The organism is Pseudomonas sp. IT-232MI5 (assembly GCF_949767845.1).
Classification (GTDB): Bacteria; Pseudomonadota; Gammaproteobacteria; order Pseudomonadales; family Pseudomonadaceae; genus Aquipseudomonas.
Genome location: NZ_CATKQE010000055.1, coordinates 24,918 through 48,012, shown reverse-complemented (window position 1 = coordinate 48,012; position 23,095 = coordinate 24,918). Strand labels below are relative to the sequence as shown.

Below are 23,095 nucleotides of genomic sequence, written 5' to 3'. Positions count from 1 at the left end.
AGTCCCCTCTCCCTCCGGGAGAGGGTTAGGGTGAGGGGCTCTTGATTTACAGCTTATTTGCCGGGAGTAAGGGTCAGGCGGGTTTTGCCATAGACCCGATCAAAGTTCTGCGGCTGCATCGGCAAGCCGATGTACTGCCCCTTCAGCCACGCATCAATCCCGTTCAGGTAGTTCGGGCTGACCGGATTCCCGGATTGTCCCGTACCGTTCTGGCCCATCAGCGGCTCAGCCTGACCGAAGTCAACGATGAAGCGCATCGACGGCGCACGTGTGGTGCTGAAATCCTGACCCCAGGCAAACGCGGAAGTGTTCAACGTGGTGTGATCGCCACCCGCCGCCAGAGGCCCGCGCACGATCTGTCCATTGCTGTTCTTCCACGCATAGCTGTGCAATTTGCCCCACTGCCAGGCCCGGTGATCGCCGCCCAACTGACTGTCGCCAGCGCTGATCGCCGCCGCGAAGCTACGGGCAAGAATCAGCGCTTTATCCTCTTTCTGCGGCGTGCGAATGTCATCCCAGAACGGACTGTCTTCGCGTCCCAACAGATGATCGGCCTGCGCTGCGTAGGACAAATCACCATTGGCAATAAACGCTTTCCACGCCGGGCTCGATTCCGGGCCGAGTTCGTCAAGGAAGATCTGCTTCATGCTTTCCTGCAGGAACAACTCATAGATCGCCGCATCCGCCGAGGTCGGGCTGAGCTTGCCGTCGAACGCCATCAACCGCGTGAACGCTTCACGCGCCTTGCTGCGATCCGCTTCCGGCAGAGCGTCAATCGCCTGTTTCAGCGGTTGTTTCATGCCCGGTGCTTCGAAGACTTTCTTCAACTTGGCGGCGAAGGTGGTGGTCTGGTCGTATTGCATGGCGATCACGCTACGGCTGTCGTGCTTGCCGCTGCCGGCCAGCTCCGCCAGACGCTCGCCACGCTCCGGCGCCGCCCAGGAGTTCGACAACTGCATGCCGTAACCGTGTGGAATCACGCGTTGGTTGGCGGTGCCGAGCCAGCCTTGTGCCGGGTCCTGATCGTACGGGTGCAGCATCGGGTCGGCGTAACCGTCCCAGTCATAGCGACCTTCCCAGCCCGGCGATGGCAGCAAACCTTCGCCTTCACGCCGATTGGGGAAACGCCCGGTGACTTGCCAGCCAATGTTGCTCGCATCGGCGAATACCAGATTCAGGGCGATGGCGCGGATTTCACGGCTGGCGTCGGAAGCGCGTTCAACGGTTTGCGCGCGGGTCAGGTCAAAAAATGCGTCCAGCGATTTATCGTCAGTGAAGCTCGGGGTTTGCAAGGCCAGACCGAAACCGCTGCCTTGCGCCGCCGCTTGAGCGCTGTTGAGCAACGCGCCGTGACGGGTTTCGTACACCGCTTCGCGAATCGGCCGCTGGCCTTTGACGAAGTAGGTTTCGTTGCGCACGCCCAGCGGTTGCCATTTGCCGTTGACCTCGTAGGTCAGGCTGCTGCCCTGGCGACGGATTTTTTCCAGGAACAGATCCTGGTTATCGCCGAGCACGCTGGTCGTGCTCCACGCCACTTTGCCGTTGAAGCCACCGAGGACCAGCGGCAAACCGGCGACGGTGACGCCCGCCGCCTGATATTTCGGCGCGCGGATCTGCACGAAGCTCCACAGCGACGGCGCGGCCAGCGGCCCATGGGCGTCGCTGGCCAGCAGGCTCTTGCCGCTGCGGCTGCGTTGCGGGGCGATCGCCCAGTTGTTTGAAGACGTGGTGCCCAGCAGGTTCAGCGCCGACAGTTGCTGGCTGGCGTTGCTCAGCTCGGTCAGACCGGGGATTTGCCCGTTGAGCTTGAGGCCTTGCAGCTTGTCGGCCTCGGCCAGTGGCAGGTTTTCGTCCGGCGCGGACGGCGTCAGCCAGGCCAGTTTGTCGCTGGTCACGGTTTGCGCGAGCACCAAGGATTCAATTTCTTCCGGCAGGTTGGCCGACTGGCTGAAATTCAGCAGGGCGAAAATCAGTGCCGAATCTTCCGGCTTCCAGTATTCAGGCTTGTAACCGCTGGAGGCGAGATCGCCCGGCAACTTGTCGGCGTAGCGGAACAGGTAGGCGTTGACACCCCGCGCATAGACTTCGAAGAAACGCTTGAGGCGTGGCGACGAGGCTTTGTACAGCTCGCCGGCGCTTTTCTTCAGATTGACCGCGCGCATGTAGCGGTCGGCGTCGAGCATCGACGCGCCGGACATTTCCGCTAGACGGCCCTGAGCGAGCAGGCGCAAGGTGACCATCTGGTTGATGCGGTCGCTGGCGTGCACATAGCCGAGGCTGAACAGCGCGTCGTGGAAAGTATTACTTTCGATCAACGGCATGCCCATGGCATTGCGGCGTACCGACACGTTCTGCGCCAGGCCCTTGAGCGGTTGCACGCCGGAGGTCGGCGGGAGGGTGTCCTGAGCGTTCCAGGTCTGGCAACCGGACAGGCCCAAAACACCGGCCACTGCTGCGGCAACGCCGAACCGGGGAAGAAAATGTGTGAGGGCTGGCGAGGCCATGGCAAAGCTCCTGCGGGGGGTAGCGTCAGTAAAGGCGCTACGTTAGTGAGCAGGAGGGTGCCGCGCAAGCGGGCGACAGAGTTATTTCTTCAGTTCTCGACGATCGTTTCAGCGCGCAGCAAAGGAATGCCTCAACGGACGCTCCGCGTTCGGCTTTGAAGGGACGCGGAGCGTCCCGGGCTGCATTCCCACGCTGAGCGTGGGAACGATCAGAATCACGGCGATTCAGGACTTCGGTGGATTGATTTTCTGCACCAGCGCGTAGGCCTTCACTGTCGCTGGGCGATCCTTGATGTGGTTGAACCAGCGCTGCACATGGGGGAAGTCTTCGAGATTCTGACTCTGCCATTTGTGCGAGACGATCCACGGATAAATCGCCATGTCGGCAATGCTGTATTCGCTGCCGGCGACGAATTCGTTATCGGCCAGTTGTTTGTTCAATACGCCATACAGCCGCGCCGTCTCATCAATGTAGCGCTTGATTGCATAGGGGATTTTTTCCGGTGCGAACTGGCTGAAATGGTGATTCTGTCCGGCCATCGGCCCCAGTCCGCCCATCTGCCAGAACAGCCATTGCAGCGCCGTTTGTCGACCGCGCAGGTCCTTGGGCAGAAACTTTCCGGTTTTCTCCGCCAGATACAAAAGAATCGCCCCGGATTCGAACAGCGACAGCGGCTCGCCACCATCGGCCGGTTCATGATCGACGATGGCCGGAATGCGGTTGTTCGGCGCGATTTTCAGAAAGTGCGGCTGGAACTGCTCACCCTGGCTGATATTGATCGGATGGACGTTGTACGGCAGGCCGGCTTCTTCAAGGAACAGGGAGATCTTGTGGCCGTTGGGGGTGGTCCAGTAATACAGATCGATCATGGAAAACTCCAAAGCAGAAATGGACGTGTGTGCGGACAGCAAACGCCGGCGTCAGGTCGTCCCGTGTGCGTTCGATAGCTTGCTTAGTAGGAAGAGGTGATGCTGAACTGCGCAGAATTCAATGACCCCGCGTGAGAAAAATCGCCATGGAGCTTCAGGCCAACGCTGCACTGATCATCATCGACCAGCAAAAAGGCATCCTGCAACCGCGTTTGGGGCGAAGGAATAATCCTCAGGCGGAGGAGCGAATCCTTGATCTGCTGGGGCTTTGGCGGCGTAGCGGTCGGCCGGTGGTGCATGTGCAGCATTTGTCGCGCGAGCCGGATTCGGTATTTTGGCCGGAACAGGAGGGGGTGGAGTTTCAGCAGCGGTTTTTGCCGCAGGACGGTGAATGGCTGATTCAGAAACAGGTGCCCGATGCGTTTTGTGCTAGCGGGTTAGAGGCGCGGTTGCGTGAGGCGGGGATCGGGCAGTTGATCATTGTTGGCGTGGCGACGAACAACTCCGTGGAATCCACGGCGCGCACGGCGGGCAATCTGGGGTTCGATGCGTGGGTCGCGGAGGATGCCTGTTTCACCTTCGACAAGGCCGACTATTTCGGCACGCTGCGTACCGCTGAAGAGGTGCACGGGATGTCGCTGGGGAATTTGCACGGGGAGTATGCGACGGTGGTCAGTGCTGCGCAGATTCTAAAGGCTGGCTGAAAAAATTTCGTCGTATGTGCCGGCCCCTTCGCTAGCAGGCTCGCTGCCACAGTGGGCCGTATTCCAACTGAAGGAACTCGATTGACTGTGGGAGCGAGCCTGCTCGCGAAAGCGGTCTGTCAGGCGAAGAGGGTCTTCGCCCCGAGCATCAAGCGCCGTGGCACTTCTTGAATTTCTTGCCGTTGCCGCATGGGCAAGGGTCGTTGCGACCGACGTCTTTCAGGGCGTTGCGCACCGGTTCCTGGTGGGCGTGGCCGCAGTTCGGGCCGTGAACGTGGCCGTGGTCATGATCGTGATGGTCATGATCATGATCGTGGTTGCAGTCAGGGCCATGGACATGAGGTTGCTGAGTCATCGGTGTTGCTCCGGAATTAAATCGGCGGGGATTATCACGCCATTGCGCTCAAGGTGCACGTAGTGAGCGATGAATAAACCGGTTTCCATCTCACCCTGCAAACGATAGGGAATCTGCTGATTCGGATTTTTCAGCATTTTCACCACGTCTTTTACCTTCGGCCACAGGTTGGTGCGGATCGGCACCTTGAAGTAGGCACTGCGTTTCGGCCCGACCGTAAACCAGTGTTCATGCTCGCCTTCGGCCAGCAGCATGTCGGCCAGATGAATGCGGTAGTCCAGGCCGCGCACGGTCAGGTCGCTGTCGTTGGGGTTGTCGATGCGAAAGTGCAGGATGAATTTCTGTTCGAGCAGTTTGGCGCGCACCACTTCGACTTTGACCAGATGCACGGCGGGATCGACGCTGTCATCGCTGAACCACGACGCGCAACCGCCGAGATTGAGCATCAGCATCAGAATGAAGCATTGGCAGGTGCGCCGACGACCGAGCATGGTTTAACTCCCTTTGGTGCCAGTCTAGACGCTAAAAGATCGCAGCCTGCGGCAGCTCCTACAGGGGAAACGCAAATCCTGTGTAGGAGCTGCCGCAGGCTGCGATCTTTTGATCTTCAACCTCAAGCGCCGAAATACCCTGCACAGCACTTCTTGAATTTCTGCCCACTGGCGCACGGGCAACTGTCGTTGCGCCCCAGCTTCAACTGCACCGTCGGATCAATGAAGTACCAGCGCCCGGCGTTCTGCACGAACGAGGAGCGCTCGCGGTGGCTGTGCTCACCCTGATCATCGTGCCAGCGCGCGGTGAAAGTGACGAAGGCGTGTTCTGGCTGACCGCCGAGCACTTCCGAACTCTCGACCTCAAGGCCAAGCCAGGTGCTCTGCGCGCTCCAGTTACTGATCGACTGGCGATCCAGTCCCGCTTGCTGAGCAGGCAGGGTGGTCGCCACCAGATAATCGATCAAACCCAGCACATAGGCGCTGTAGCGCGAACGCATCAGCGCTTCGGCGCACGGCGCCGGGTGGCCGTCGTGATAGTGGCCGCAGCAGGCCTCCAGCAGATTGCCGCTGCCGCACGGGCAAATGGCTGTACTCATTGCATTACCACCAGTATTTCCCGAAGTTTTCCGGATTGGCCCAGAACCGTGAGTTGAGCCAGTCGGGGACTTGTTTGTAGTCAAGCAGATCATAGGTGAACAGTGTCAGCACTTGATCGTCGCGTTGAAAACGTTCACTGGCTTGCAGCGCCAGCGAATAGAAGTCGGTTTCCTGCCAGCCGCTGGCTGACAGGTCTGCCAGCACGGCGATGCGGCTGGCGTTGAGATTGCGAATCCCGCCCAACAGGTTCAGGCCATCGCGTTTGGGCAAATGTTCCAGACAATCGACCACCAGCGCCAGGTCGAAACGCTGCGCCGCCAGTTCAGCAGGCAATGGGCCCGGCGCGGCATGGGCCACGGTGGTGTCTGGATGCGCCTGTTTAAAAGCGCTCAAGGCCGGAAACTCACTGGCGCCGATCAGCAGCAGACGCGCCGGGGCGTAGCGATCCAGCAAAGCGGCCAGCGCCTGTTGCGGCGTGCGGGAAGAAATGGCGACGTTCATCAAAGCTCCTCAATCAGACCGCCAAGACTAGCCTGCCTGACGGTGCGGGCAAAGAGCCCTGTTCCGCCCGTTTGCGGCAAATGTGCCGAAGTCCTGTGAACAGGCTCGCAAACAGCGGTGGCCTATTGCTGGCGGAGATTAAAACTCCGGTCTTTACTCCCTGAATCGGTTTTAAGCCGATCCCTCAGGAGAAAACCAGATGAGCATAGTTCGGACAGCATTACCTTTGATTCTGCTAACCAGTGTGTTGACTGGTTGCGCAGGTTTACAGAAAACCGACTGGCCGACCTGTGCGGCGGTCGGTGGTGTTGTCGGTGCCGGTCTCGGCGCGACCGAAAGTTCGGCGTGGGCCGGCTACGGTGCGTTGCTGGTCGGCGGCACGGCAGCGGCCTATTGCTGGGTTCACGGTGATGGCGACGAAGACGGCGACGGTGTGCCGGACAGTCGCGACAAGTGCCCGGGCACGCCTAAAGGCGTACAGGTCGACGCTGACGGTTGCCCTCCACCAGCCCCTGCGCCGGTGGTTGAAGAAGCGGTAGTGGTCAAGGAAGAAACCATTGTCATCCGTGATGTGCACTTCCAGTTCGACAAAGCGACGCTGACCGGCCCTGACAAGCAAGTGCTCGACAAGGTCGCCACCCGCCTGAAACAGGAATCCTCGACGGCGCAACTTACCGTGACCGGTCATACCGACAGCGTGGGCAGCGATGCCTACAACAAAAAACTGTCGGATCGTCGTGCGCATTCGGTGGTGGATTACCTGATCCAGCAAGGTGTGCCACGCGCCAGCTTCGTTTCGGTGTCCGGTCTGGGTGAAAGCCAGCCAGTGGCCGACAACAAAACCGCTGACGGTCGCGCGCAAAACCGTCGTACCGAAATCAAAATCCAGCGTTAAGCCCCTCTCGCATCCGCGGCTTGTGCAGTCGCGGATGCGGGTCTTTACTCCTGTGTAACCGGTATGGGCCGGTGACACAGGAGCTTTCACAATGACTGTTTTCTCAAGGTCCGTCTTGCCGGTGCTACTGCTTGGCAGCTTGCTCACCGGTTGCGCCACCCACAGCGATGGCACTGCACCCCTCAATCAACGTACGTGGCCGATCTGCAGCCTTATCGGCGGGCTGGTCGGTGGCGGTCTCGGCGCCATTGAAAGTGGCGGCTGGGCCGGTGGCGGCGCAGCGCTGGGGATTCTTACCGGCGGACTGATCTGTTATGCCCAGGACGGCGATGAAGACGGCGACGGCGTGTTCGACCGCCGCGACCGTTGCCCGGACACCCCGGAAAATACCCCGGTCGATCACCGTGGTTGCCCGCTACCGCAATACCCGGTCACGGAAAAAGTGCCGGAGCCTGCGCCGCAAACTGAAGTCATCACCCTCAGCGATGCCGGTAACGTGCTGTTCGATTTCGACAAATCCGACCTGACCCCGGCGGCGAAAGCCCAGCTCGATACGCTGATGGACAAGCTGCGCAATGCCGACGTGGTCAGCATCAAGGTCATTGGTCACACCGACAGCAAAGGTTCGGATGCCTACAACCAGGCCTTGTCGGAACGGCGGGCGAGTAGTGTGGCGGCGTATCTGCTGAGTCAGGGGCTGGCGCCGAACAAGCTCACCAGCGAAGGGCGCGGAGAAAGTGAACCGGTGGCCGATAACGCCACCGATGAAGGGCGCGCGCAGAACCGTCGCGTGGAGTTGCATATCAATCGCTAGGACGCCTCTGTAGGGCGCAGGCTAGAGCTGCCGGACGATTATCAAAGTCGTTCCGGCAGCCATTTGGCGGCGCGGCGAAGTTTTTTCATTTGTGCCTCTGGCTTATCCCCCGCAGAAGCCGTTACTGTGCGCCCAAAGAATAATTCGCAACACGGGGGAGCGTATGAAAGTGTTCTGGGGGCTGGGGCGGTTGTTGACCCTGCTGTTCTGCTGCGTGGTGCTGGCCAATCAGCTGGTGCCGTTCGTACATCCGCTGCATCTGCTGGTCAATCTGGCCGGCGGCCTGCTGTTGCTGATTCATCTACTCGAAGTGCTGCTGTGCAATCGCAGCCTCAAAGGCCGTCCGCACCCTTGGCGTGACCGTGGCCGCATCCTGCTGTTCGGCGTATTCCACTTGCAATCCATCCCGGCCCCGGCCGCTCCGGAGGCTTCTTCCCATGCGTAAACTTTGCCTGCTCGCTGCATTTATCAGCCCATTGGCCTGTGCCCAAGTGGTCAGCGTTGAAACCAACTCGCTGATGCGTTTGCCCAACACCGCCAGCACGTTGCAGCTGGAAAAACTCGAAGTGGCCGATTACGGCACGTTGCTGATTCCTGCCAACGTGACCGAACTGACCGTGGGCGAGTTGCGTCTTGGCCATGAAGCCCGTATCGCGATCGTTCCGAGCGAGAACGCTTTGGAGATGAAGGTAGCTCGTGCAGAGCTGAGCGATGGCAGCCGGATTACTGCACGGGGTGCACCGGGGACTTATGAGAAAGCCGCCCGTGCCGGGCGCAATCTGAATCTGCAATTCAAGGCTTTGAACGCGCCGCAACTGTTGGTCGATGCCCGTGGCGGCACCGGTGCGCCGGGGTTTGTCGGCCTCGATGGCGGTAATGGCGAAGACCCGGGCTGCACCTACGGTTCGGCCGGGCACGGTTTTGATGGCAGTAACGGCAGCGACGGCCAACCGGGTGCACCGGGAGCGCTGGTGCGCCTTGAAGTACCGCGCGAGTTTCCGGCCGAGCTGATCAAGGTCAATGTCGCGGGCGGTGCTGGCGGTCCGGCGGGTGTTGGCGGCAAAGCAGGGAAGGGTGGCAAGTCCAAGGGCTGCCTGGTGTATCGCGCCGATGGCGGCAAGAACGGCAAGGCCGGGGCGGATGGACAGCCTGGGCCAGTGGGGGCGGCGGGGGCTGTGACTGTGCAGCGCCTTTAAAGGCAGACCCTCATCGGAACGCCGCCCGCCCAGCCCTCTCCCGGAGGGAGAGGGGGCCGACCGAGGTGACTCAGGCTATCCATCGACCTGAAAAACCGTGTCGATTAAGGATTCAAAGCTAATCCTTCAGGTCGGCGTAACTCTTCAATATCCCCCATTCAGTCCCCTCTCCCTCCGGGAGAGGGCTAGGGTGAGGGGCTTTTGATTTTCAGATCATCGGTCTTGCCGCCGCAATCGCCACCAACACCAACCCGACAATCAGATTAAGCCCCACCACCCGGCGAATCCGCCCCAGCACCGCCGCACCCGCCGGCCAGTCCTTCGCGTCCACCGCCGTACGCAACTCCGGCAGCATCAGCCCCTGAATGCGGATAAACAGCGCCGTCATCACCACATACAAGCCCATCATCACCTGCACATATTTCGGCGCGGTCTCAAAGCCGACCTGCTGCAAATGCAACATGCCCACACCGCTGATCGGCAACAGGATCACCGCAACCCAGACCCAACGAAAAAAAACCTGAAACACTTCCACCCACAAGGTCAGGCGGGCTGGGCCGTCGAGGGCCTTCACAGCCGCCGGGCGCAGGACCATCCAGGCGAAAAACATGCCGCCGACCCAGACCAGGGCGGACAAGACATGCAGCGGGTAGACGAGGCTAAAAAGTGTCATTGGGTTACTCCGTTCTGCGCAGGATCGATTCGCGGGGTATGATAGCCGCCGATCCAAACCACTGAAAATTTATCCAGCGTTTTTTGCGCCCGACACTCAATGATCAGCACTGAACTCAAAACCACGATCCAGGGCGCCTACTCGCGTTTTCTAGAGGCCAAGAGCCTCAAGCCGCGTTACGGCCAGCGCCTGATGATCGCTGAAATCGCCAAAGTCCTCGGGGATATCGACACCGACGACGAAGGCCGGCGCAGTGGCGACCCCGCGATTGTTGCGGTGGAAGCCGGCACCGGTACTGGCAAGACAGTCGCCTACAGCCTGGCCGCGATCCCCACCGCGAAACTGGCCGGCAAGCGCCTGGTGATCGCCACCGCGACCGTCGCCCTGCAAGAGCAGATCGTCTACAAGGATTTGCCCGACCTGATGCGCAACAGCGGGCTGAATTTCAGCTTTGCGCTGGCCAAGGGCCGTGGCCGCTACATGTGCCTGTCCAAGCTCGACATGCTGTTGCAGGAAGGCCACGCGCAAACCGCCACTGCCCAGCTGTTCGAAGAAGAAGGCTTCAAGATCGAGGTCGATGAGGCCAGTCAGAAGCTGTTCACCAGCATGATCGAGAAACTCGCCGGCAATAAGTGGGACGGCGACCGTGACAGCTGGCCGAATGCGCTGGAAGACGCCGATTGGGCGCGCCTGACCACCGATCACAGCCAGTGCACCAACCGGCATTGCCCGAACTTCGGCCAGTGCGCCTTCTACAAGGCCCGCGAAGGCATGGGCAAGGTCGACGTCATCGTCACCAACCACGACATGGTCCTGGCTGACCTGGCGCTGGGCGGTGGCGCGGTACTGCCGGATCCGCGCGACACCATTTACGTGTTCGACGAAGGTCACCACCTGCCGGACAAGGCGATCGGTCACTTCGCCCACTACACACGCCTGCGTTCCACCGCCGACTGGCTGGAAACCACCGCGAAGAACCTGACCAAATTGCTGGCCCAGCACCCGCTGCCGGGCGACCTCGGCAAATTGATCGAACAAGTGCCGGAGCTGGCGCGGGAGATCAAGGCCCAGCAGCAGTTCATGTTCAGCGCCTGCGAGCAGGTCGCCGATTTCAAACCGGGCGAAGATGTTGAGGGCCGTGAGCGTCCACGCCATCGTTTCGTCGCCGGGGTGATTCCCGAGCACATGCGCGAAATGGGCATCGAGCTGAAGAAAGGCTTTGCCCGTCTCAACGATCTGTTCACGCGCCTCACCGACCTGCTCAAGGAAGGCATGGACGGCGAGGTCAACATCGGCATCGCCAGCAATCAGGCCGAAGAGTGGTACCCGCTGTTCGGCAGCCTGTTGTCCCGTGCTTCGGGCAACTGGGAGTTGTGGACAGCCTTTACCGCCGAAGATCCGGAAGACAGCCCGCCGATGGCGCGCTGGCTGACGTTGGCCGAAAGCGGTTCGCTATTCGACATCGAGGTCAACGCCAGCCCGATTCTGGCGGCGGAAACCTTGCGTCGTAGCTTGTGGAACGTGGCCTACGGCTGTCTGGTGACTTCGGCAACGCTGACCGCTCTGGGTACCTTCGACCGCTTCCGCATGCGCGCCGGCCTGCCGAAAAAAGCCGTTACCGCCGTGGTGCCGAGCCCGTTCCATCACGCCGACGCCGGTGTGTTGCGCGTGCCGGATCTGAAGGCCGACCCGCGCGATGCGGCGGCCCACACGGCAGCGATCATTCGTGAGTTACCCGATCTGGTCGAAGGTTCGCGCGGCACCCTGGTGCTGTTTTCCTCGCGCAAACAGATGCAGGACGTGTTCGACGGCCTCGACCGCGACTGGCGCAAGCAAGTGTTCATTCAAGGCAACCTGTCGAAACAGGAAACCCTGAACAAGCACAAGGCGCGGGTCGATGGCGGTGATTCCAGCGTGCTGTTCGGTCTCGCCAGTTTTGCCGAAGGTGTCGACTTGCCGGGTGCCTACTGCGAGCACGTGGTGATCGCCAAGATCCCGTTCTCGGTGCCGGATGATCCGGTCGAAGCGGCGCTGTCGGAATGGATCGAAGCCCGTGGCGGCAATCCGTTCATGGAAATCTCCGTGCCCGATGCTTCGCTGAAGCTGGTTCAGGCTTGCGGGCGTCTGCTGCGTACCGAAGAAGACCGCGGCACCATCACCTTGCTTGATCGGCGCCTGGTCACTCAGCGCTATGGCAAGGCGATCCTCAATGCGTTGCCTCCTTTCCGTCGTGAAATATCCTGAGACAACGGTGGGCAGTTTTGCCCGCCGTGTTGTCTATCTCTCTGCTATCGCTTTTCCATTGGCCATTGTTGGTCGTTAGGGAGAACTCCGTTCTTATGATCCGCCGTTCGTTGCCTGCCGTATTCGCCTTGATCTTCGCCACGCCGCTGTTCGCGGCGCCTGCGGGTCAGCAGACCTTGTTCAACTTTGTCCGTCCTGCCGACGTGGTGAAAATCGCCACCGAAAACGCGGATCTGCCGCAGGCCAACGCCGAACAGACACCGGAAGGTGAAGTGCTGCGCCGGGTGACGTTCAATCCGGTGGCCCGCCCGACCTTGCGCCTGACGCCGCAGACTGGCGCCTGGGACTGGTCGCAGTCAGGCATGATGACCTTGCGTTTGCAGAGCGCAATGGACTGGGCGGTGACGGTCTACGTGCAGATTCAGAGCAACGACGGTCGGACACTGGTCAGTCGCGTCGACTTGCCAGCAGGTCCTGCGCAAACCCTGTTGGTACCGCTAGTGGCATCGACGCCGCTGAGTCAGGGCATGAAAGCCGGGCCGCCGATGCCGATGACAGTCGATGGTCAGCGGATCCTGCTGGCCGCGAGCAGCGGCGAAATCGATCGCAGCCAAGTGGTCTCGGTGAGCCTGTCGATGGATCAGCCGAAAGTCGCCCAGAGCTTGCTGTTGGAGCGTTTCGGCGTGCAGGACGGCGATCTGGTCACCCAAGCGGTGTACGGCAATCTGGTCGACGCCTACGGGCAATCGACCCGCAGCAAGTGGCCGGAAAAGGTCAGCAACGATGAACAACTGAAATCCGCCGCCGCCAAGGAACAGCAACAGCTGAAAACCTGGCTGGCCGAGCGTGAGAAGTCCTCGCTGGACAAATTCGGTGGCTGGAACAAAGGCCCGGCGTTCAAGGCCAGCGGTTTCTTCCGCACCGAAAAACGTGATGGCCGCTGGTATCTGGTCACGCCTGAAGGGCATCCGTTTTACTCGCTGGGCGTGAACACCGTCAGCCCACAGGTCAACCAGACCTACGTGGCCGGTCGTGAGTACATGTTCGAATCTCTGCCTAAGCCGGGAGAACCACTGGCCAAGTATTTTGGCGAGGGTGACAACCGTGGCGGCAACGGCGTCGATCAGGGCCGCGGTTATGGAAACGGGCGTTGGTATGACTTCTATGGCGCCAACCTGCAGCGCGTGTACGGTGAGCCGTGCAAAGCCGACAGTGAAAGCAAGTCCGGGGTAGCGGAAGCGGCGAAGTCTGCAGCCGCTGAAACGGCCGCCGTCCAAGCCGCCGAGCCTGCCCCAGTACCTGCCGAGCCGAAGTCCGGCGTCGCTGAAGCGGCCAAAACCGAAACCGTACAAGCGACAACAGAAAAAGCTGCCGAACCGTGCAAGGCCACCATCGATGAGCAACAGTGGGCCAGCCACACGCTTGATCGTCTGCAAGCCTGGGGCTTCAACACGGTTGGCAACTGGAGTGCCGATTCGCTGAGTGATGCAGATCGTGTGCCGTACACCTTGCCGTTGTCGATCGTTGGCGACTACACCAGCATCAGCACCGGCAGCGACTGGTGGGGCGGCATGCCAGATCCGTTCGATCCGCGTTTCGCCATGGCCACCGAGCGCGCCGTCGCTATCGCTGCCCGCGATCACCGCGACGATCCGTGGCTGATCGGCTACTACGCCGACAATGAACTGGCGTGGGCCGGTCCCGGTGACGATCCGAAATCCCGCTACGCGCTGGCCTATGGCACGCTGAAAATGACCACCGACGTGCCGGCCAAACGCGCGTTCCTCAAGCAACTGCGCGACAAATACCGCAATCAGGCCGGGCTGTCGAAGGCATGGGGCATCGATCTGCCGGCGTGGGAATTGATGGAAGACCCGGGTTTTGTGCCTCCGCTGCCGAGCCCGGAACATCCGGAAATCGAAGCTGACTTCAAATATTTCCAGAAAGTCTTCGCTGACACCTACTTCAAAACCATTTCCGACTCGCTGAAATGGCACGCGCCGAACCAGTTGCTGCTCGGCGGCCGTTTCGCCATCAGTACGCCGGAAGCCGTGGCGTCCTGCGCGCAGTATTGCGATGTGCTGAGTTTCAATATGTACACGCTCAAACCGCAGGATGGTTATGACTTTGCTGCGTTGGGCGCTTTGGACAAACCGGTATTGATCACCGAATTCAACTTTGGCTCAGCGGATCGTGGCCCGTTCTGGGGCGGCGTTACGCCAGTGGCCAAGGAAGACGATCGCGGCCCGGCGTACGCCAACTTCCTCAAGCAGGCCTTGAGCGAACCGTCGATTGTCGGCGTGCATTGGTTCCAGTATCTCGATCAACCGGTGACCGGGCGTCTGCTCGATGGCGAGAATGGTCACTTTGGTCTGGTGGGCGTGACGGATCTGCCGTATCAGGGCTTTGTCGAATCGGTGCGCAAGAGCAACTTGCAGGCCATTGATCAGCTTGGCAAAGAGGCTGAGAAAGCGGCCGCAGCGGCGGGGCATGAGGCTGAGGGCGGGCGCAAAGGCGAGGCCGGCAAAGGGCCGGGGGCAGGGCATGCCGGTGGGCATTCGGGGAATGGTCATTAACGCGTGACGCTTTAAAAAGATCGCAGCCTGCGGCAGCTCCTACTGAGAAACGCAATCCATGTAGGAGCTGCCGCAGGCTGCGATCTTTTGACTTGGCTTTCAACCGTCTGGCCCGCAGCTGTTCCCAAATCCCTCTGGGGCTGGAACAATGCGGGCCACTTTGTAGAGCGTTTTTGCGGGGAGTTGCGGGTGCAGATTCAGGGACATTACGAGCTTCAATTCGAAGCGGTGCGCGAAGCTTTTGCCGCACTGTTCGACGATCCCCAGGAACGCGGCGCAGCCCTGTGCATCAAGGTCGGCGGAGAAACCGTTCTCGACCTCTGGTCCGGCACTGCCGATAAGGATGGTGCTGAGGCTTGGCACAGCGACACCATCGCCAACCTGTTCTCTTGCACCAAAACCTTTACCGCTGTCACCGCCCTGCAACTGGTCGGTGAAGGCAAGCTGCAACTGGATGTTCCGGTCGCCCGCTACTGGCCGGAATTCGCCGCCGCCGGCAAAGAGTCCGTGACCCTGCGCCAATTGCTTTGTCATCAGGCCGGTTTGCCGGCGCTGCGCGAGCTGCTGGCGCCGGCAGCCCTCTACGACTGGCAAGCCATGGTCGATGCCCTTGCGGCCGAAGCACCATGGTGGACGCCGGGCACTGGCCATGGTTATGCCGCGATCACTTATGGCTGGCTGATCGGCGAGTTACTGCGCCGCGCTGACGGTCGTGGGCCGGGCGAATCCATCGTCGCTCGTGTCGCTAAACCTCTGGGTTTGGATTTTCACGTCGGTCTGGCTGACGAAGAGTTCCACCGCGTGGCGCACATCGCGCGCGGCAAGGGCAACGCCGGTGATGCCGCCGCGCAACGTCTGCTGCAGGTGACCATGCGCGAGCCCACCGCGATGACCACCCGCGCTTTTACCAACCCACCTTCAGTGCTCACCAGCACCAACAAGCCGGAGTGGCGGCGCATGCAGCAACCGGCGGCCAATGGCCACGGCAATGCGCGCAGTCTGGCCGGTTTCTACGCGGGCCTGCTCGATGGCAGCCTCCTCGAAAGCGACATGCTCGAAGAGCTGACCCGCGAACACAGCCTCGGCGAAGACAAGACACTGTTGACCCGGACCCGTTTCGGTCTGGGCTGCATGCTTGATCAACCGGATGTGCCCAACGCCACTTACGGTCTCGGCCCTCGTGCATTCGGTCATCCGGGTGCGGGCGGTTCCATCGGTTTCGCTGATCCTGAGCATGATGTTGCCTTCGGTTTTGTGACAAATACCCTTGGGCCGTACGTCTTGATGGATCCGCGCGCACAGAAGCTCGCGCGGGTGCTTGCCACTTGTCTGTAAAGTTGCATCCGAGGTCCCAGGGTCGGAACCTCAAGCGGTTTTTCGTTTCAAAACGGCTGTTTATCCGGGCGAAAGTGCTCTGATTTTTCATTACTTCATTTTGTGGATTTTCAATGTCATCTAAAAAGACCCTCGCCCTGGCCCTGTGTGTAGCGATCACCGGTTGTGCACAGACCCCGAAAAACGATGCGGACGGCGGCAGTTGGTGGCCGTTCGGTTCTTCCGACAAGGTTGCGGCCAAGGAGCCAGCACCGGCTCCAGCCCCTCTGAAACCTGCGGCCACCGCACCCGTGGCCAAGACTGAAAGCAGCAACCCGTGGTACTGGCCGTTCGGTTCTGATGATGAAGCTGTCAAAGCCGACATGAAGGCTGAAGTCGCCCCGGAAGCGAAAAAACCGGCAACCGTGGCCAAAGCTGAAGCCGACGCGGGTGGCAAATGGTGGTGGCCGTTTGGCGGCAAGGATCAGCCAACCACCAAAGCCGTGCCGATGCCCGATCCGAAAGTCACTCAAGCCTGGCTCGACGACTACGAGCCGCGCCTGCGCGAAGCGGTCAAGGACAGCAATCTGCAACTCGAACGCCGTGACAACGTGCTGGTCGTGACTGCACCGGTCGAAGGCTCGTTCAACCCGGATCGTCCAGCCATGTTGCTGCCGGTCACCCTCGGCCCGTTCACCCGCGTGGCGAAAATCCTTGAAGCCGACCCGAAAACGGCCGTGCTGGTCCTTGGCCACAGCGATTCCAGTGGTGCTGCGCCTGCCAACATCAAGCTGAGCCAGGAACGTGCCCAATCGATTGCGGCGATCTTCCGTCTCAGCGGCCTGCAGCGTGATCGCCTGATGCTGCGCGGCATGGGTTCCGAAGCGCCGCGTGCCGCCAACGACAGCGTTGAGGGGCGTGCCCTGAACCGTCGCGTTGAACTGCTGGTGACCCCGCAGAACACCATGGTTGCCCTGTTGAGCAAATACAACATGCCGGCACCGAAGCCAGTGACCATGGTCGCCGCGCAAGACGTCAAGCCAGCCGCCAAACCGGTGACCCCGGCCCCAGCCGCGAAAAAAGCAGCTGTGCCAGCGACCAAAAAAGCTCCGGTGAAAAAAGCTGCTGCCAAGGCGCCGGCTAAAAAGGCCCCGGCCAAGGCCCCAGCGAAAAAGACTGCGCCAGCCAAAGCCGCCGCGACCGACAAGAAAGTCGCCGCGACCGATGCCACCAAGAAGTGATCCGCTAACGAAAGGAATGCGCCATGACCCAGGCTCTGGCAGATATGCGTCGTGATTACACCCGGGATGGTCTGACCGAGACGCAAGCCCCGGCCGAGCCTTTTGCGCTGTTCCACCAGTGGTTCGCCGACGCGGTGAAAACCGAACAGGTGCCGGTGGAAGCCAACGCCATGACCCTGGCCACGGTCGACCAGGATGGGCGACCGCACTGTCGCATTCTGCTGCTCAAGGGCCTGGACGAGCAGGGCTTCACCTTCTTCACCAACTACGACAGCGCCAAGGGCCAGCACCTGGCGGCCAACCCGTTCGCCGCCATGACCTTCTTCTGGCCGACCCTGGAACGTCAGGTGCGCATCGAAGGGCGGGTGGTCAAGGTCACGCCCGCGGAGTCCGATGCCTATTATCAGGTGCGTCCGCTGGGCAGCCGTCTCGGTGCCTGGGCATCACCGCAGAGCCGGGTGATCAACGGGCGCGGTGAGCTGGAAGATTTGCTCAAGGCCACCGAGCAGCGTTTCTCCGATACTCAGCCCGACTGCCCGCAACACTGGGGCGGTTACCGCTTGCTGCCTGAGCGCATCGAATTCTGGCAGGGCCGTCCGAGCCGTCTGCACGATCGCCTCAACTACCGTGTGCAGGGCGCCGACTGGATTCTTGAACGTCTGGCACCCTGAGCAGTCTACCGAGCGGGATAGTCTGCCGCGGCGGCCTCCAGCCACTTCGGCAGATCCCGGCGCTTGATCTTTTGCGCCTGAGCGCGAGCCAGTTGTTCGAGCATGAAGGCACGTTTGCCCTTGTCCTTGCCGGCCAATGACAGCGCCAGGTCGCGATCCATCCAGCGTTTGATCCGCACGTACAACCACCCATGGAAGTACAAACCGGCGGCAGTGGTGACGACGATGATGAAGTAATCCATGAAAATCCTTGGTGTCGGTGGCGCAGATTTGCCAATTTGGCGCTACTGTAGGGGCTACGTCAGGGAGAGCGTGCAGGTGTCTGTACCGAGCCTGAATGAAAGCCAATTTATCCGGGCAGTGTCGTGACAGGCGTCAAGCCACGGAGTTTAATGACTATATGTTTCTTTGGAGTTGATGCTATGCGTAAGTCTGTTCTGCTGGTTGCTTCCTTTTCCACGATGGCGATGTTGCTTACCGGCTGCCAATCGAGCCTGACCGGTGACTCCTACTCCCGTGACGAAGCGCGTCGCGTGCAGACGATTCGCATGGGCACCATCGAATCCCTGCGCCCGGTGAAAATCGAAGGCACCAAAACCCCGATCGGCGGCCTCGCTGGTGCAGCGGTCGGCGGCGTCGGCGGCAGCGCCATCGGCGGCGGCAAGGGCAGCATCGTTGCTGCAGTCATCGGTGCAGTGGCGGGCGGTCTGATCGGTTCGGCAACCGAAGAAGGTCTGACCCGTACCCAGGGTGTGGAAATCACCGTGCGTGAAGACGACGGCAGCATGCGTGCCTATGTGCAGCAGGTTCAGGAGAACGAAGTGTTCCGCGTTGGCGAGCGCGTGCGCATCTCCACCGTTGGCGGGACCAGCCGCGTTTCGCACTAAGCGGAATTCAGGGTAAAGAAAACCCCGATCAGGTGACTGGTCGGGGTTTTTTAATGCGTTTCAACGTCCATTGCACGTCAGTTGGAAGGTGACCTTCGGATCGAAGACATTCCTTCCCAGCAGTTTCTCCAGCGCGGCAAGCTGATCATTTGAAAGATCGTAACCCTCCCAGCCTTCCTGCTTACAAGACCAATTCATGATGGCAGCCAAGTTCTCGTCGCATCCGCTAGGCAGGTCTTCTTCAAAAACGAGAAACTCTGTTTTCCTATCGAATGCTTCAATCCTATAAATCATAAGAGACCGTCACCAGACATCGCTGTAGTCAAAAGAGATCTGATAATCGTAAGTTTTGAAGATGATGCCATGTTGAAAATACGGCTGAATGATTGGAACCCATTCTTCGAAAACATTGAAACCGCCATTGTTTATGTTGTTTTCCACCGGTATTCCCAAGGCATTCAAAACGCCCTCATCATCCCCTAAATCCTTGGAATACTCTTCGCCTTCGCACAGATCAGTTTGCTTGTCGTACCACTCTAGCCTCAGTTTTAATCCCATCATCAACCTCACAAATATTTTTTTCTGATGCTTCTTTCATCTTTCGCATCTTCGCGTCGCTCCCCCGTAAAAGGGTCAAACGCGCCTAGGTGAGTTCCGTCACTTGCTCGGTAAACCTCCAACTCTCCGTGCATCGAGTCCCACTCGTAGATTTTTCTACCTTTCGCATCTTTCCACCGTTCCCGAAGTCCTCCGCCTCCTTGTATAGGATTCTTTTTCTGCACCTTTATCAGTCCGGGAAATGCAGTGATTTCCTCTGCTTTTAGAGGCCTATGATAACTATGCCCCGCGGACGGTAAGCCTTTACGTGATGATGTACTGACTACGATGTATACCGGCCTAACACCCGAATTAGCCGGAAACACCAAAATGAAATCCCGATACTCTGGCGGATAAACCGGATTCACCAGAATTCCATCCGCCGCTTTCGTCGGCGGATAAACCCAGATGTGCGGTGCCTGCGGTGCAGCCTCCAGCGCGGGAATACCGAGGATGTCTGAGCCATCCACGGCAGGCGTCCAGATCAGCTCGACGCCTTCGCCCAGATCCGCAATGAACTGGCTGTCTCGCACGGTGAACTGCGCGACATCGACCATTTCCCAATCGCGATTCTTGCCGGTGTAGAAGCCGTAGCCCTTCAGGCTGCCGTCGGCCTGCTGTTCGACCCTCAACCGAACACGCGTTCGCGCCTGTTCAAGTCCACGCAGTTGTTCGTCGGTATAGAGCGCGCTGTCACCAAGGCTCGATGGCATGAACAGCGCAACCAAACCAACCAAAGGTGCAACAGCCGCACTAGATACAGCTGCGGGCAGTGTTTCAAACACCGATCCCGCCAAAACCAGACTGCCAAATCCAGCCGGAATAGCGGTTGCACCGATTTTCTTGAGAGGAACTGCGCCGCTTTCATCGGCTTCACGCGCGCCCAGCAGGATCAGGTCGCCGTAATCCTTCAGGCTGTCGGTCGGCACCATCCCCGAAGGACTGGAGTAATCGATAATCGCATCCGGCAATTTGCAGGACTTGGCGAATACGCAGCCGGCACGGACGGGCTCTGTCTTTTTGACCGCCACCTCACGGCTGCGCTCGAAAGCCTCCTGCCGCGCCAGCATGGCGTCGTAAGCGTTTTGTCTGGCGTCGCGCTCGGCCAGTTCAGTGGCCGTCATGTAGCGGTAGGTGACGTGATGCCCGTCGCCTTGCGGTGGGTTGGAAACCCGGGGAATGTCCTTGTTGCCAGCCACTGATCGTCCTTTCGTTCATCCGTCGACAGCCCTTCGCAAAGGGCTGCGCAACGTTAACGAAGCAGGAAAATGATGGCTGTAGGACGCGTCGCTAAAGACGTGGGGATTGTTCGCTGTGTAACGAGAACGCAGGAAGTTTGTGGCGAGGGTGCTTGACCCTCGCCACAGAGGTTATATCGGTTGGGAGTTCTTGCGACTCGCCGCCGCCGTCACCGCATAACCAATCAGCGCCGCCAGAATCGAGCCGGTCAAAATGCCCATCCGGTCCATGCCAGCGTAGTCACTCACACCCGGCTCAAACGCCAGCGAACCGACAAACAGGCTCATGGTGAAGCCGATACCGCAAAGGATAGCTACGCCCATGACCTGGCCCCAGTTGGCGCCTTGGGGCAGGGTGGCGATGCCGATCTTCACGGCCAGCCATGTCAGGCCGAAAACACCGACCGTCTTGCCCAACAGCAGGCCCACCGCGATGCCCATCGGCACGTGATGGGTGAAGCTTTCCACGGTGACGCCGCTCAGCGACAGGCCAGCGTTGGCAAAGGCGAACAGCGGCAGAATGCCGTAGGCCACCCATGGGTGCAGCGCATGTTCGAGGGTCAGCAGTGGCGACGGCTCCGCGTTTTTCGTGCGCAATGGAATGCAGAAGGCCAGGGTCACGCCGGCCAATGTGGCATGGACGCCGCTCTTGAGTACGCAAACCCAGAGGATCAAGCCGATGATCATGTACGGCCCGAGCTTGACCACCCCGAGCCGGTTCATCGCCACCAGCGCTGCAATGCACGCTGCCGCCAGCCCCAGCGACAGAGTCGACAGTTCGCCGGAGTAGAAGATCGCAATGATCACGATGGCGCCGAGGTCATCGATGATTGCCAGGGTCATCAGAAACAGCTTCAGCGATACCGGCACGCGCTTGCCGAGCAAGGCCAGCACGCCGAGGGCGAAGGCGATGTCGGTCGCGGTCGGGATCGCCCAGCCGTCGAGGGCTGCCGGATTGTCACGGTTGAGGAACCAGTAGATCAGCGCCGGCACCAGCATGCCGCCGATAGCGGCTGCACCGGGCAGGACGATCTGTGAAGGCTTTGACAGTTGGCCGTCGAGGACTTCGCGTTTCACTTCCAGGCCGATGAGCAGGAAGAACATCGCCATCAGACCGTCGTTGATCCACAGCAGCAGAGGTTTAGCGATTTTCAACGCACCGATCTGCGCCACCACCGGGGTGTCGAGCAGGCCGGTGTACAGCCACGACAGTGGCGAGTTGTTGATAATCAGGGCGAGGACAGCAGCGGCGATCAATAACAGACCGCTGGCAGCTTCCAACTGAAAGAAACGCGTGAAAGTGCTACGCAGAGGCAAGGTCGCTCTCCATCGAATAGTCAAAAAGGTGGGACACCCTAACCCGTACTGTTAGTTGTTAAAACAAAAGTTATATTCTTTTTTGTTATATGGCGTTACAAGGCGTCTGGCTCAAGCCACGCTGAGCCTAGCAGTTGCCTGACATATTGAGACTCAGCTGTATCTGTGCGCGCTATAGGATTTTTCCTAAGCTGATGAGCGAGCCTTTCGAATAGATTCCTCTCCTGCCCGATTCAACGAGAACCATCACCATGAGCGACAACCGACAGTGGGCCCGCGAAGCCATCCGCATCATCGAGGCGGATTTTCAGCGCAGCGCCGACACCCACCTGATCCCTTTGCCGCTGCCAGGTTTTGCGGGTATCGAGTTGTATTTCAAGGATGAGTCCAGTCATCCAACCGGCAGCCTTAAACATCGCCTGGCTCGTTCGCTGTTTCTCTATGCATTGTGTAACGGCTGGCTCAAGCCCGGCGCCCCGGTGATCGAGGCGTCCAGCGGTTCTACAGCCATTTCCGAGGCGTACTTTGCACGGATGCTCGGTTTGCCGTTTATAGCGGTGATGCCGGCAACCACCTCGAAAGAGAAAATCGCCCAGATCGCGTTCTACGGTGGTCAGAGCCATCTGGTGAAAGATCCGACGCAGATCTACGCCGAATCCGAGCGTTTGGCCCGCGAGCATGGCGGCCACTTCATCGACCAGTTCACCTACGCTGAACGCGCCACCGACTGGCGCGCGAACAACAACATTGCCGAATCGATCTTCCAGCAGATGCGTTACGAGAAGCACCCGGAACCGAGCTGGCTGATTTCCAGCCCCGGCACCGGCGGCACCACCGCGACTCTGGGTCGTTATGTGCGTTATCGCCAGCATTGCACCCGCGTGTTGTGCGCGGATGCCGAGCGTTCGGTGTTCTTCGATTACTACCAGACCGGCGACGCCGGTTTGCGCCTGGAGTGCGGTTCGCGCATTGAAGGCATTGGCCGGCCACGCGTTGAGGCGTCGTTCCTGCCCAAGGTGATTGATGCAATGGTCAAAGTGCCCGACGCCTTGTCGCTGGCGGCCATGCATTATCTGGCGCAGCGGCTGGGGCGGCATGTCGGTGGGTCGAGCGGGACCAACCTGATCGGCGCCTTGATGGCGGCGCAGCAGATGAAAGCGGCGGGGGAGTCGGGGTCGATCGTGGCGATTCTGTGCGATGGCGGCGAGCGGTATGCCGACACTTATTACGATCAGGATTGGCTGAAGGCGCAGGGGTATGAATTGAATGGGTTGATCGAAGCGGTGGCGGCGAGTGCCGAGCGCGGTGAGCCGCTGCCGACCTCAGTGCTACGCGCGAATATCTGACACACCGAAATCAACTGTAGGAGTGAGCCTGCTCGCGATGGCGTAATAACATTCAACATTG

The 23,095-nt window shown here is 60.0% G+C and carries 24 protein-coding genes; 12 read left to right on the top strand and 12 right to left on the bottom strand.

Annotated elements, in window-relative coordinates; all coding sequences use genetic code 11:
- Nucleotides 1-53 precede the first annotated feature (53 nt).
- Both ACM6JQ_RS21100 and ACM6JQ_RS21095 read right to left on the bottom strand, forming a co-directional pair.
- Nucleotides 54-2,504 (bottom strand): penicillin acylase family protein, encoded by a 2,451-nt coding sequence (locus tag ACM6JQ_RS21100; protein WP_414894631.1) that lies wholly within the window; start codon nt 2,502-2,504, stop codon nt 54-56.
- Between the two features lie 225 nt (nt 2,505-2,729).
- A complete protein-coding gene (locus tag ACM6JQ_RS21095) occupies nt 2,730-3,374 on the bottom strand; it encodes a glutathione binding-like protein (protein ID WP_095113859.1) in 645 nt (214 codons plus the stop codon).
- A gap of 146 nt (nt 3,375-3,520) precedes the next feature.
- Between ACM6JQ_RS21095 and ACM6JQ_RS21090 the strand changes: the two genes are divergently transcribed.
- Complete coding sequence (locus tag ACM6JQ_RS21090) at nt 3,521-4,078, top strand: cysteine hydrolase family protein (protein WP_095113858.1); 558 nt, start codon at nt 3,521-3,523, stop codon at nt 4,076-4,078.
- A 148-nt stretch (nt 4,079-4,226) separates the two neighbouring features.
- Here the strand turns inward: ACM6JQ_RS21090 and ACM6JQ_RS21085 are convergent, their stop codons facing one another.
- From ACM6JQ_RS21085 to ACM6JQ_RS21070, 4 genes are all read right to left on the bottom strand, one after another.
- The gene (locus ACM6JQ_RS21085; RefSeq protein ID WP_007918601.1) at nt 4,227-4,433 is read right to left on the bottom strand and encodes an SEC-C metal-binding domain-containing protein; all 207 of its coding nucleotides are present in this window, start codon (nt 4,431-4,433) and stop codon (nt 4,227-4,229) included.
- Nucleotides 4,430-4,924, bottom strand: coding sequence for an LEA type 2 family protein (locus ACM6JQ_RS21080; RefSeq protein WP_095113857.1), 495 nt, complete (start codon nt 4,922-4,924; stop codon nt 4,430-4,432). The genes ACM6JQ_RS21085 and ACM6JQ_RS21080 overlap by 4 nt, the downstream gene beginning before the upstream one ends.
- 122 nt (nt 4,925-5,046) lie before the next feature.
- On the bottom strand, nt 5,047-5,523 hold the full coding sequence (locus ACM6JQ_RS21075) for a YchJ family protein (RefSeq protein WP_007918599.1): 477 nt from the start codon (nt 5,521-5,523) through the stop codon (nt 5,047-5,049).
- A 4-nt stretch (nt 5,524-5,527) separates the two neighbouring features.
- Nucleotides 5,528-6,025: a DUF6231 family protein gene (locus ACM6JQ_RS21070; RefSeq protein WP_095113856.1), complete on the bottom strand. Its 498-nt coding sequence runs from the start codon at nt 6,023-6,025 to the stop codon at nt 5,528-5,530.
- Between the two features lie 199 nt (nt 6,026-6,224).
- Between ACM6JQ_RS21070 and ACM6JQ_RS21065 the strand changes: the two genes are divergently transcribed.
- From ACM6JQ_RS21065 to ACM6JQ_RS21050, 4 genes are all read left to right on the top strand, one after another.
- A complete protein-coding gene (locus ACM6JQ_RS21065; protein ID WP_007918596.1) occupies nt 6,225-6,920 on the top strand; it encodes an OmpA family protein in 696 nt (231 codons plus the stop codon).
- A 91-nt stretch (nt 6,921-7,011) separates the two neighbouring features.
- Nucleotides 7,012-7,734 carry an OmpA family protein gene (locus tag ACM6JQ_RS21060; RefSeq protein ID WP_007918595.1) on the top strand — a complete coding sequence of 241 codons (723 nt, stop codon included), beginning with the start codon at nt 7,012-7,014 and terminating at the stop codon, nt 7,732-7,734.
- 163 nt (nt 7,735-7,897) lie between these two features.
- A complete protein-coding gene (locus tag ACM6JQ_RS21055) occupies nt 7,898-8,179 on the top strand; it encodes a DUF1145 domain-containing protein (RefSeq protein ID WP_038358130.1) in 282 nt (93 codons plus the stop codon).
- On the top strand, nt 8,172-8,930 hold the full coding sequence (locus tag ACM6JQ_RS21050) for a hypothetical protein (RefSeq protein WP_007918591.1): 759 nt from the start codon (nt 8,172-8,174) through the stop codon (nt 8,928-8,930). The genes ACM6JQ_RS21055 and ACM6JQ_RS21050 overlap by 8 nt, the downstream gene beginning before the upstream one ends.
- 208 nt (nt 8,931-9,138) lie before the next feature.
- Here ACM6JQ_RS21050 and ACM6JQ_RS21045 read toward each other — a convergent pair whose 3' ends face one another.
- Entirely contained in the window at nt 9,139-9,603 is a 465-nt protein-coding gene (locus ACM6JQ_RS21045; RefSeq protein ID WP_414894630.1) for a CopD family protein, read from the bottom strand.
- 99 nt (nt 9,604-9,702) lie between these two features.
- On the opposite strand from ACM6JQ_RS21045, the gene dinG reads away from it, so the two are divergent.
- The 5 genes from dinG to pdxH all read left to right on the top strand — a co-directional run bounded on the left by dinG (nt 9,703) and on the right by pdxH (nt 17,649).
- A complete protein-coding gene (gene dinG / locus ACM6JQ_RS21040; protein WP_007918588.1) occupies nt 9,703-11,847 on the top strand; it encodes an ATP-dependent DNA helicase DinG in 2,145 nt (714 codons plus the stop codon).
- Between the two features lie 95 nt (nt 11,848-11,942).
- The gene (locus ACM6JQ_RS21035; protein WP_414894629.1) at nt 11,943-14,423 is read left to right on the top strand and encodes a beta-agarase; all 2,481 of its coding nucleotides are present in this window, start codon (nt 11,943-11,945) and stop codon (nt 14,421-14,423) included.
- Between the two features lie 189 nt (nt 14,424-14,612).
- Nucleotides 14,613-15,758: a serine hydrolase domain-containing protein gene (locus tag ACM6JQ_RS21030; RefSeq protein ID WP_095113853.1), complete on the top strand. Its 1,146-nt coding sequence runs from the start codon at nt 14,613-14,615 to the stop codon at nt 15,756-15,758.
- Nucleotides 15,759-15,871: 113 nt separating this feature from the next.
- Nucleotides 15,872-16,978 carry an OmpA family protein gene (locus tag ACM6JQ_RS21025; RefSeq protein WP_095113852.1) on the top strand — a complete coding sequence of 369 codons (1,107 nt, stop codon included), beginning with the start codon at nt 15,872-15,874 and terminating at the stop codon, nt 16,976-16,978.
- 23 nt (nt 16,979-17,001) lie between these two features.
- Entirely contained in the window at nt 17,002-17,649 is a 648-nt protein-coding gene (gene pdxH, locus ACM6JQ_RS21020) for a pyridoxamine 5'-phosphate oxidase (RefSeq protein ID WP_414894628.1), read from the top strand.
- Nucleotides 17,650-17,654: 5 nt separating this feature from the next.
- Here pdxH and ACM6JQ_RS21015 read toward each other — a convergent pair whose 3' ends face one another.
- Nucleotides 17,655-17,891, bottom strand: a complete 237-nt coding sequence (locus ACM6JQ_RS21015) for a hypothetical protein (protein WP_414894627.1) — start codon at nt 17,889-17,891, stop codon at nt 17,655-17,657.
- A 180-nt stretch (nt 17,892-18,071) separates the two neighbouring features.
- On the opposite strand from ACM6JQ_RS21015, the gene ACM6JQ_RS21010 reads away from it, so the two are divergent.
- Entirely contained in the window at nt 18,072-18,536 is a 465-nt protein-coding gene (locus ACM6JQ_RS21010; RefSeq protein ID WP_007918566.1) for a glycine zipper 2TM domain-containing protein, read from the top strand.
- A 60-nt stretch (nt 18,537-18,596) separates the two neighbouring features.
- On the opposite strand, the gene ACM6JQ_RS21005 is transcribed toward ACM6JQ_RS21010, so the two are convergent.
- From ACM6JQ_RS21005 to nhaA, 4 genes are all read right to left on the bottom strand, one after another.
- A complete protein-coding gene (locus ACM6JQ_RS21005; protein ID WP_007918565.1) occupies nt 18,597-18,830 on the bottom strand; it encodes a hypothetical protein in 234 nt (77 codons plus the stop codon).
- A 9-nt stretch (nt 18,831-18,839) separates the two neighbouring features.
- Nucleotides 18,840-19,094 (bottom strand): colicin E3-like toxin immunity protein, encoded by a 255-nt coding sequence (locus ACM6JQ_RS21000; RefSeq protein ID WP_038358573.1) that lies wholly within the window; start codon nt 19,092-19,094, stop codon nt 18,840-18,842.
- Nucleotides 19,095-19,102: 8 nt separating this feature from the next.
- Entirely contained in the window at nt 19,103-20,332 is a 1,230-nt protein-coding gene (locus ACM6JQ_RS20995; protein WP_414894626.1) for an S-type pyocin domain-containing protein, read from the bottom strand.
- A 171-nt stretch (nt 20,333-20,503) separates the two neighbouring features.
- Complete coding sequence (gene nhaA / locus ACM6JQ_RS20990; protein ID WP_095113849.1) at nt 20,504-21,688, bottom strand: Na+/H+ antiporter NhaA; 1,185 nt, start codon at nt 21,686-21,688, stop codon at nt 20,504-20,506.
- A 251-nt stretch (nt 21,689-21,939) separates the two neighbouring features.
- Here nhaA and ACM6JQ_RS20985 point away from each other — a divergent pair, with 251 nt between their 5' ends.
- Nucleotides 21,940-23,034 carry a PLP-dependent cysteine synthase family protein gene (locus ACM6JQ_RS20985; protein ID WP_095113848.1) on the top strand — a complete coding sequence of 365 codons (1,095 nt, stop codon included), beginning with the start codon at nt 21,940-21,942 and terminating at the stop codon, nt 23,032-23,034.
- Nucleotides 23,035-23,095 lie beyond the last annotated feature (61 nt).

What these genes read in the sequence shown, in the direction of transcription:
- ACM6JQ_RS21100 (WP_414894631.1), bottom strand. Translation starts at nt 2,504, where the DNA reads ATGGCCTCGCCAGCCCTCACACATTTTCTTCCCCGGTTCGGCGTTGCC.
- ACM6JQ_RS21095 (WP_095113859.1), bottom strand. Translation starts at nt 3,374, where the DNA reads ATGATCGATCTGTATTACTGGACCACCCCCAACGGCCACAAGATCTCC.
- ACM6JQ_RS21090 (WP_095113858.1), top strand. Translation starts at nt 3,521, where the DNA reads ATGGAGCTTCAGGCCAACGCTGCACTGATCATCATCGACCAGCAAAAA.
- ACM6JQ_RS21085 (WP_007918601.1), bottom strand. Translation starts at nt 4,433, where the DNA reads ATGACTCAGCAACCTCATGTCCATGGCCCTGACTGCAACCACGATCAT.
- ACM6JQ_RS21080 (WP_095113857.1), bottom strand. Translation starts at nt 4,924, where the DNA reads ATGCTCGGTCGTCGGCGCACCTGCCAATGCTTCATTCTGATGCTGATG.
- ACM6JQ_RS21075 (WP_007918599.1), bottom strand. Translation starts at nt 5,523, where the DNA reads ATGAGTACAGCCATTTGCCCGTGCGGCAGCGGCAATCTGCTGGAGGCC.
- ACM6JQ_RS21070 (WP_095113856.1), bottom strand. Translation starts at nt 6,025, where the DNA reads ATGAACGTCGCCATTTCTTCCCGCACGCCGCAACAGGCGCTGGCCGCT.
- ACM6JQ_RS21065 (WP_007918596.1), top strand. Translation starts at nt 6,225, where the DNA reads ATGAGCATAGTTCGGACAGCATTACCTTTGATTCTGCTAACCAGTGTG.
- ACM6JQ_RS21060 (WP_007918595.1), top strand. Translation starts at nt 7,012, where the DNA reads ATGACTGTTTTCTCAAGGTCCGTCTTGCCGGTGCTACTGCTTGGCAGC.
- ACM6JQ_RS21055 (WP_038358130.1), top strand. Translation starts at nt 7,898, where the DNA reads ATGAAAGTGTTCTGGGGGCTGGGGCGGTTGTTGACCCTGCTGTTCTGC.
- ACM6JQ_RS21050 (WP_007918591.1), top strand. Translation starts at nt 8,172, where the DNA reads ATGCGTAAACTTTGCCTGCTCGCTGCATTTATCAGCCCATTGGCCTGT.
- ACM6JQ_RS21045 (WP_414894630.1), bottom strand. Translation starts at nt 9,603, where the DNA reads ATGACACTTTTTAGCCTCGTCTACCCGCTGCATGTCTTGTCCGCCCTG.
- dinG (WP_007918588.1), top strand. Translation starts at nt 9,703, where the DNA reads ATGATCAGCACTGAACTCAAAACCACGATCCAGGGCGCCTACTCGCGT.
- ACM6JQ_RS21035 (WP_414894629.1), top strand. Translation starts at nt 11,943, where the DNA reads ATGATCCGCCGTTCGTTGCCTGCCGTATTCGCCTTGATCTTCGCCACG.
- ACM6JQ_RS21025 (WP_095113852.1), top strand. Translation starts at nt 15,872, where the DNA reads ATGTCATCTAAAAAGACCCTCGCCCTGGCCCTGTGTGTAGCGATCACC.
- pdxH (WP_414894628.1), top strand. Translation starts at nt 17,002, where the DNA reads ATGACCCAGGCTCTGGCAGATATGCGTCGTGATTACACCCGGGATGGT.
- ACM6JQ_RS21015 (WP_414894627.1), bottom strand. Translation starts at nt 17,891, where the DNA reads ATGGATTACTTCATCATCGTCGTCACCACTGCCGCCGGTTTGTACTTC.
- ACM6JQ_RS21010 (WP_007918566.1), top strand. Translation starts at nt 18,072, where the DNA reads ATGCGTAAGTCTGTTCTGCTGGTTGCTTCCTTTTCCACGATGGCGATG.
- ACM6JQ_RS21005 (WP_007918565.1), bottom strand. Translation starts at nt 18,830, where the DNA reads ATGATTTATAGGATTGAAGCATTCGATAGGAAAACAGAGTTTCTCGTT.
- ACM6JQ_RS21000 (WP_038358573.1), bottom strand. Translation starts at nt 19,094, where the DNA reads ATGGGATTAAAACTGAGGCTAGAGTGGTACGACAAGCAAACTGATCTG.
- ACM6JQ_RS20985 (WP_095113848.1), top strand. Translation starts at nt 21,940, where the DNA reads ATGAGCGACAACCGACAGTGGGCCCGCGAAGCCATCCGCATCATCGAG.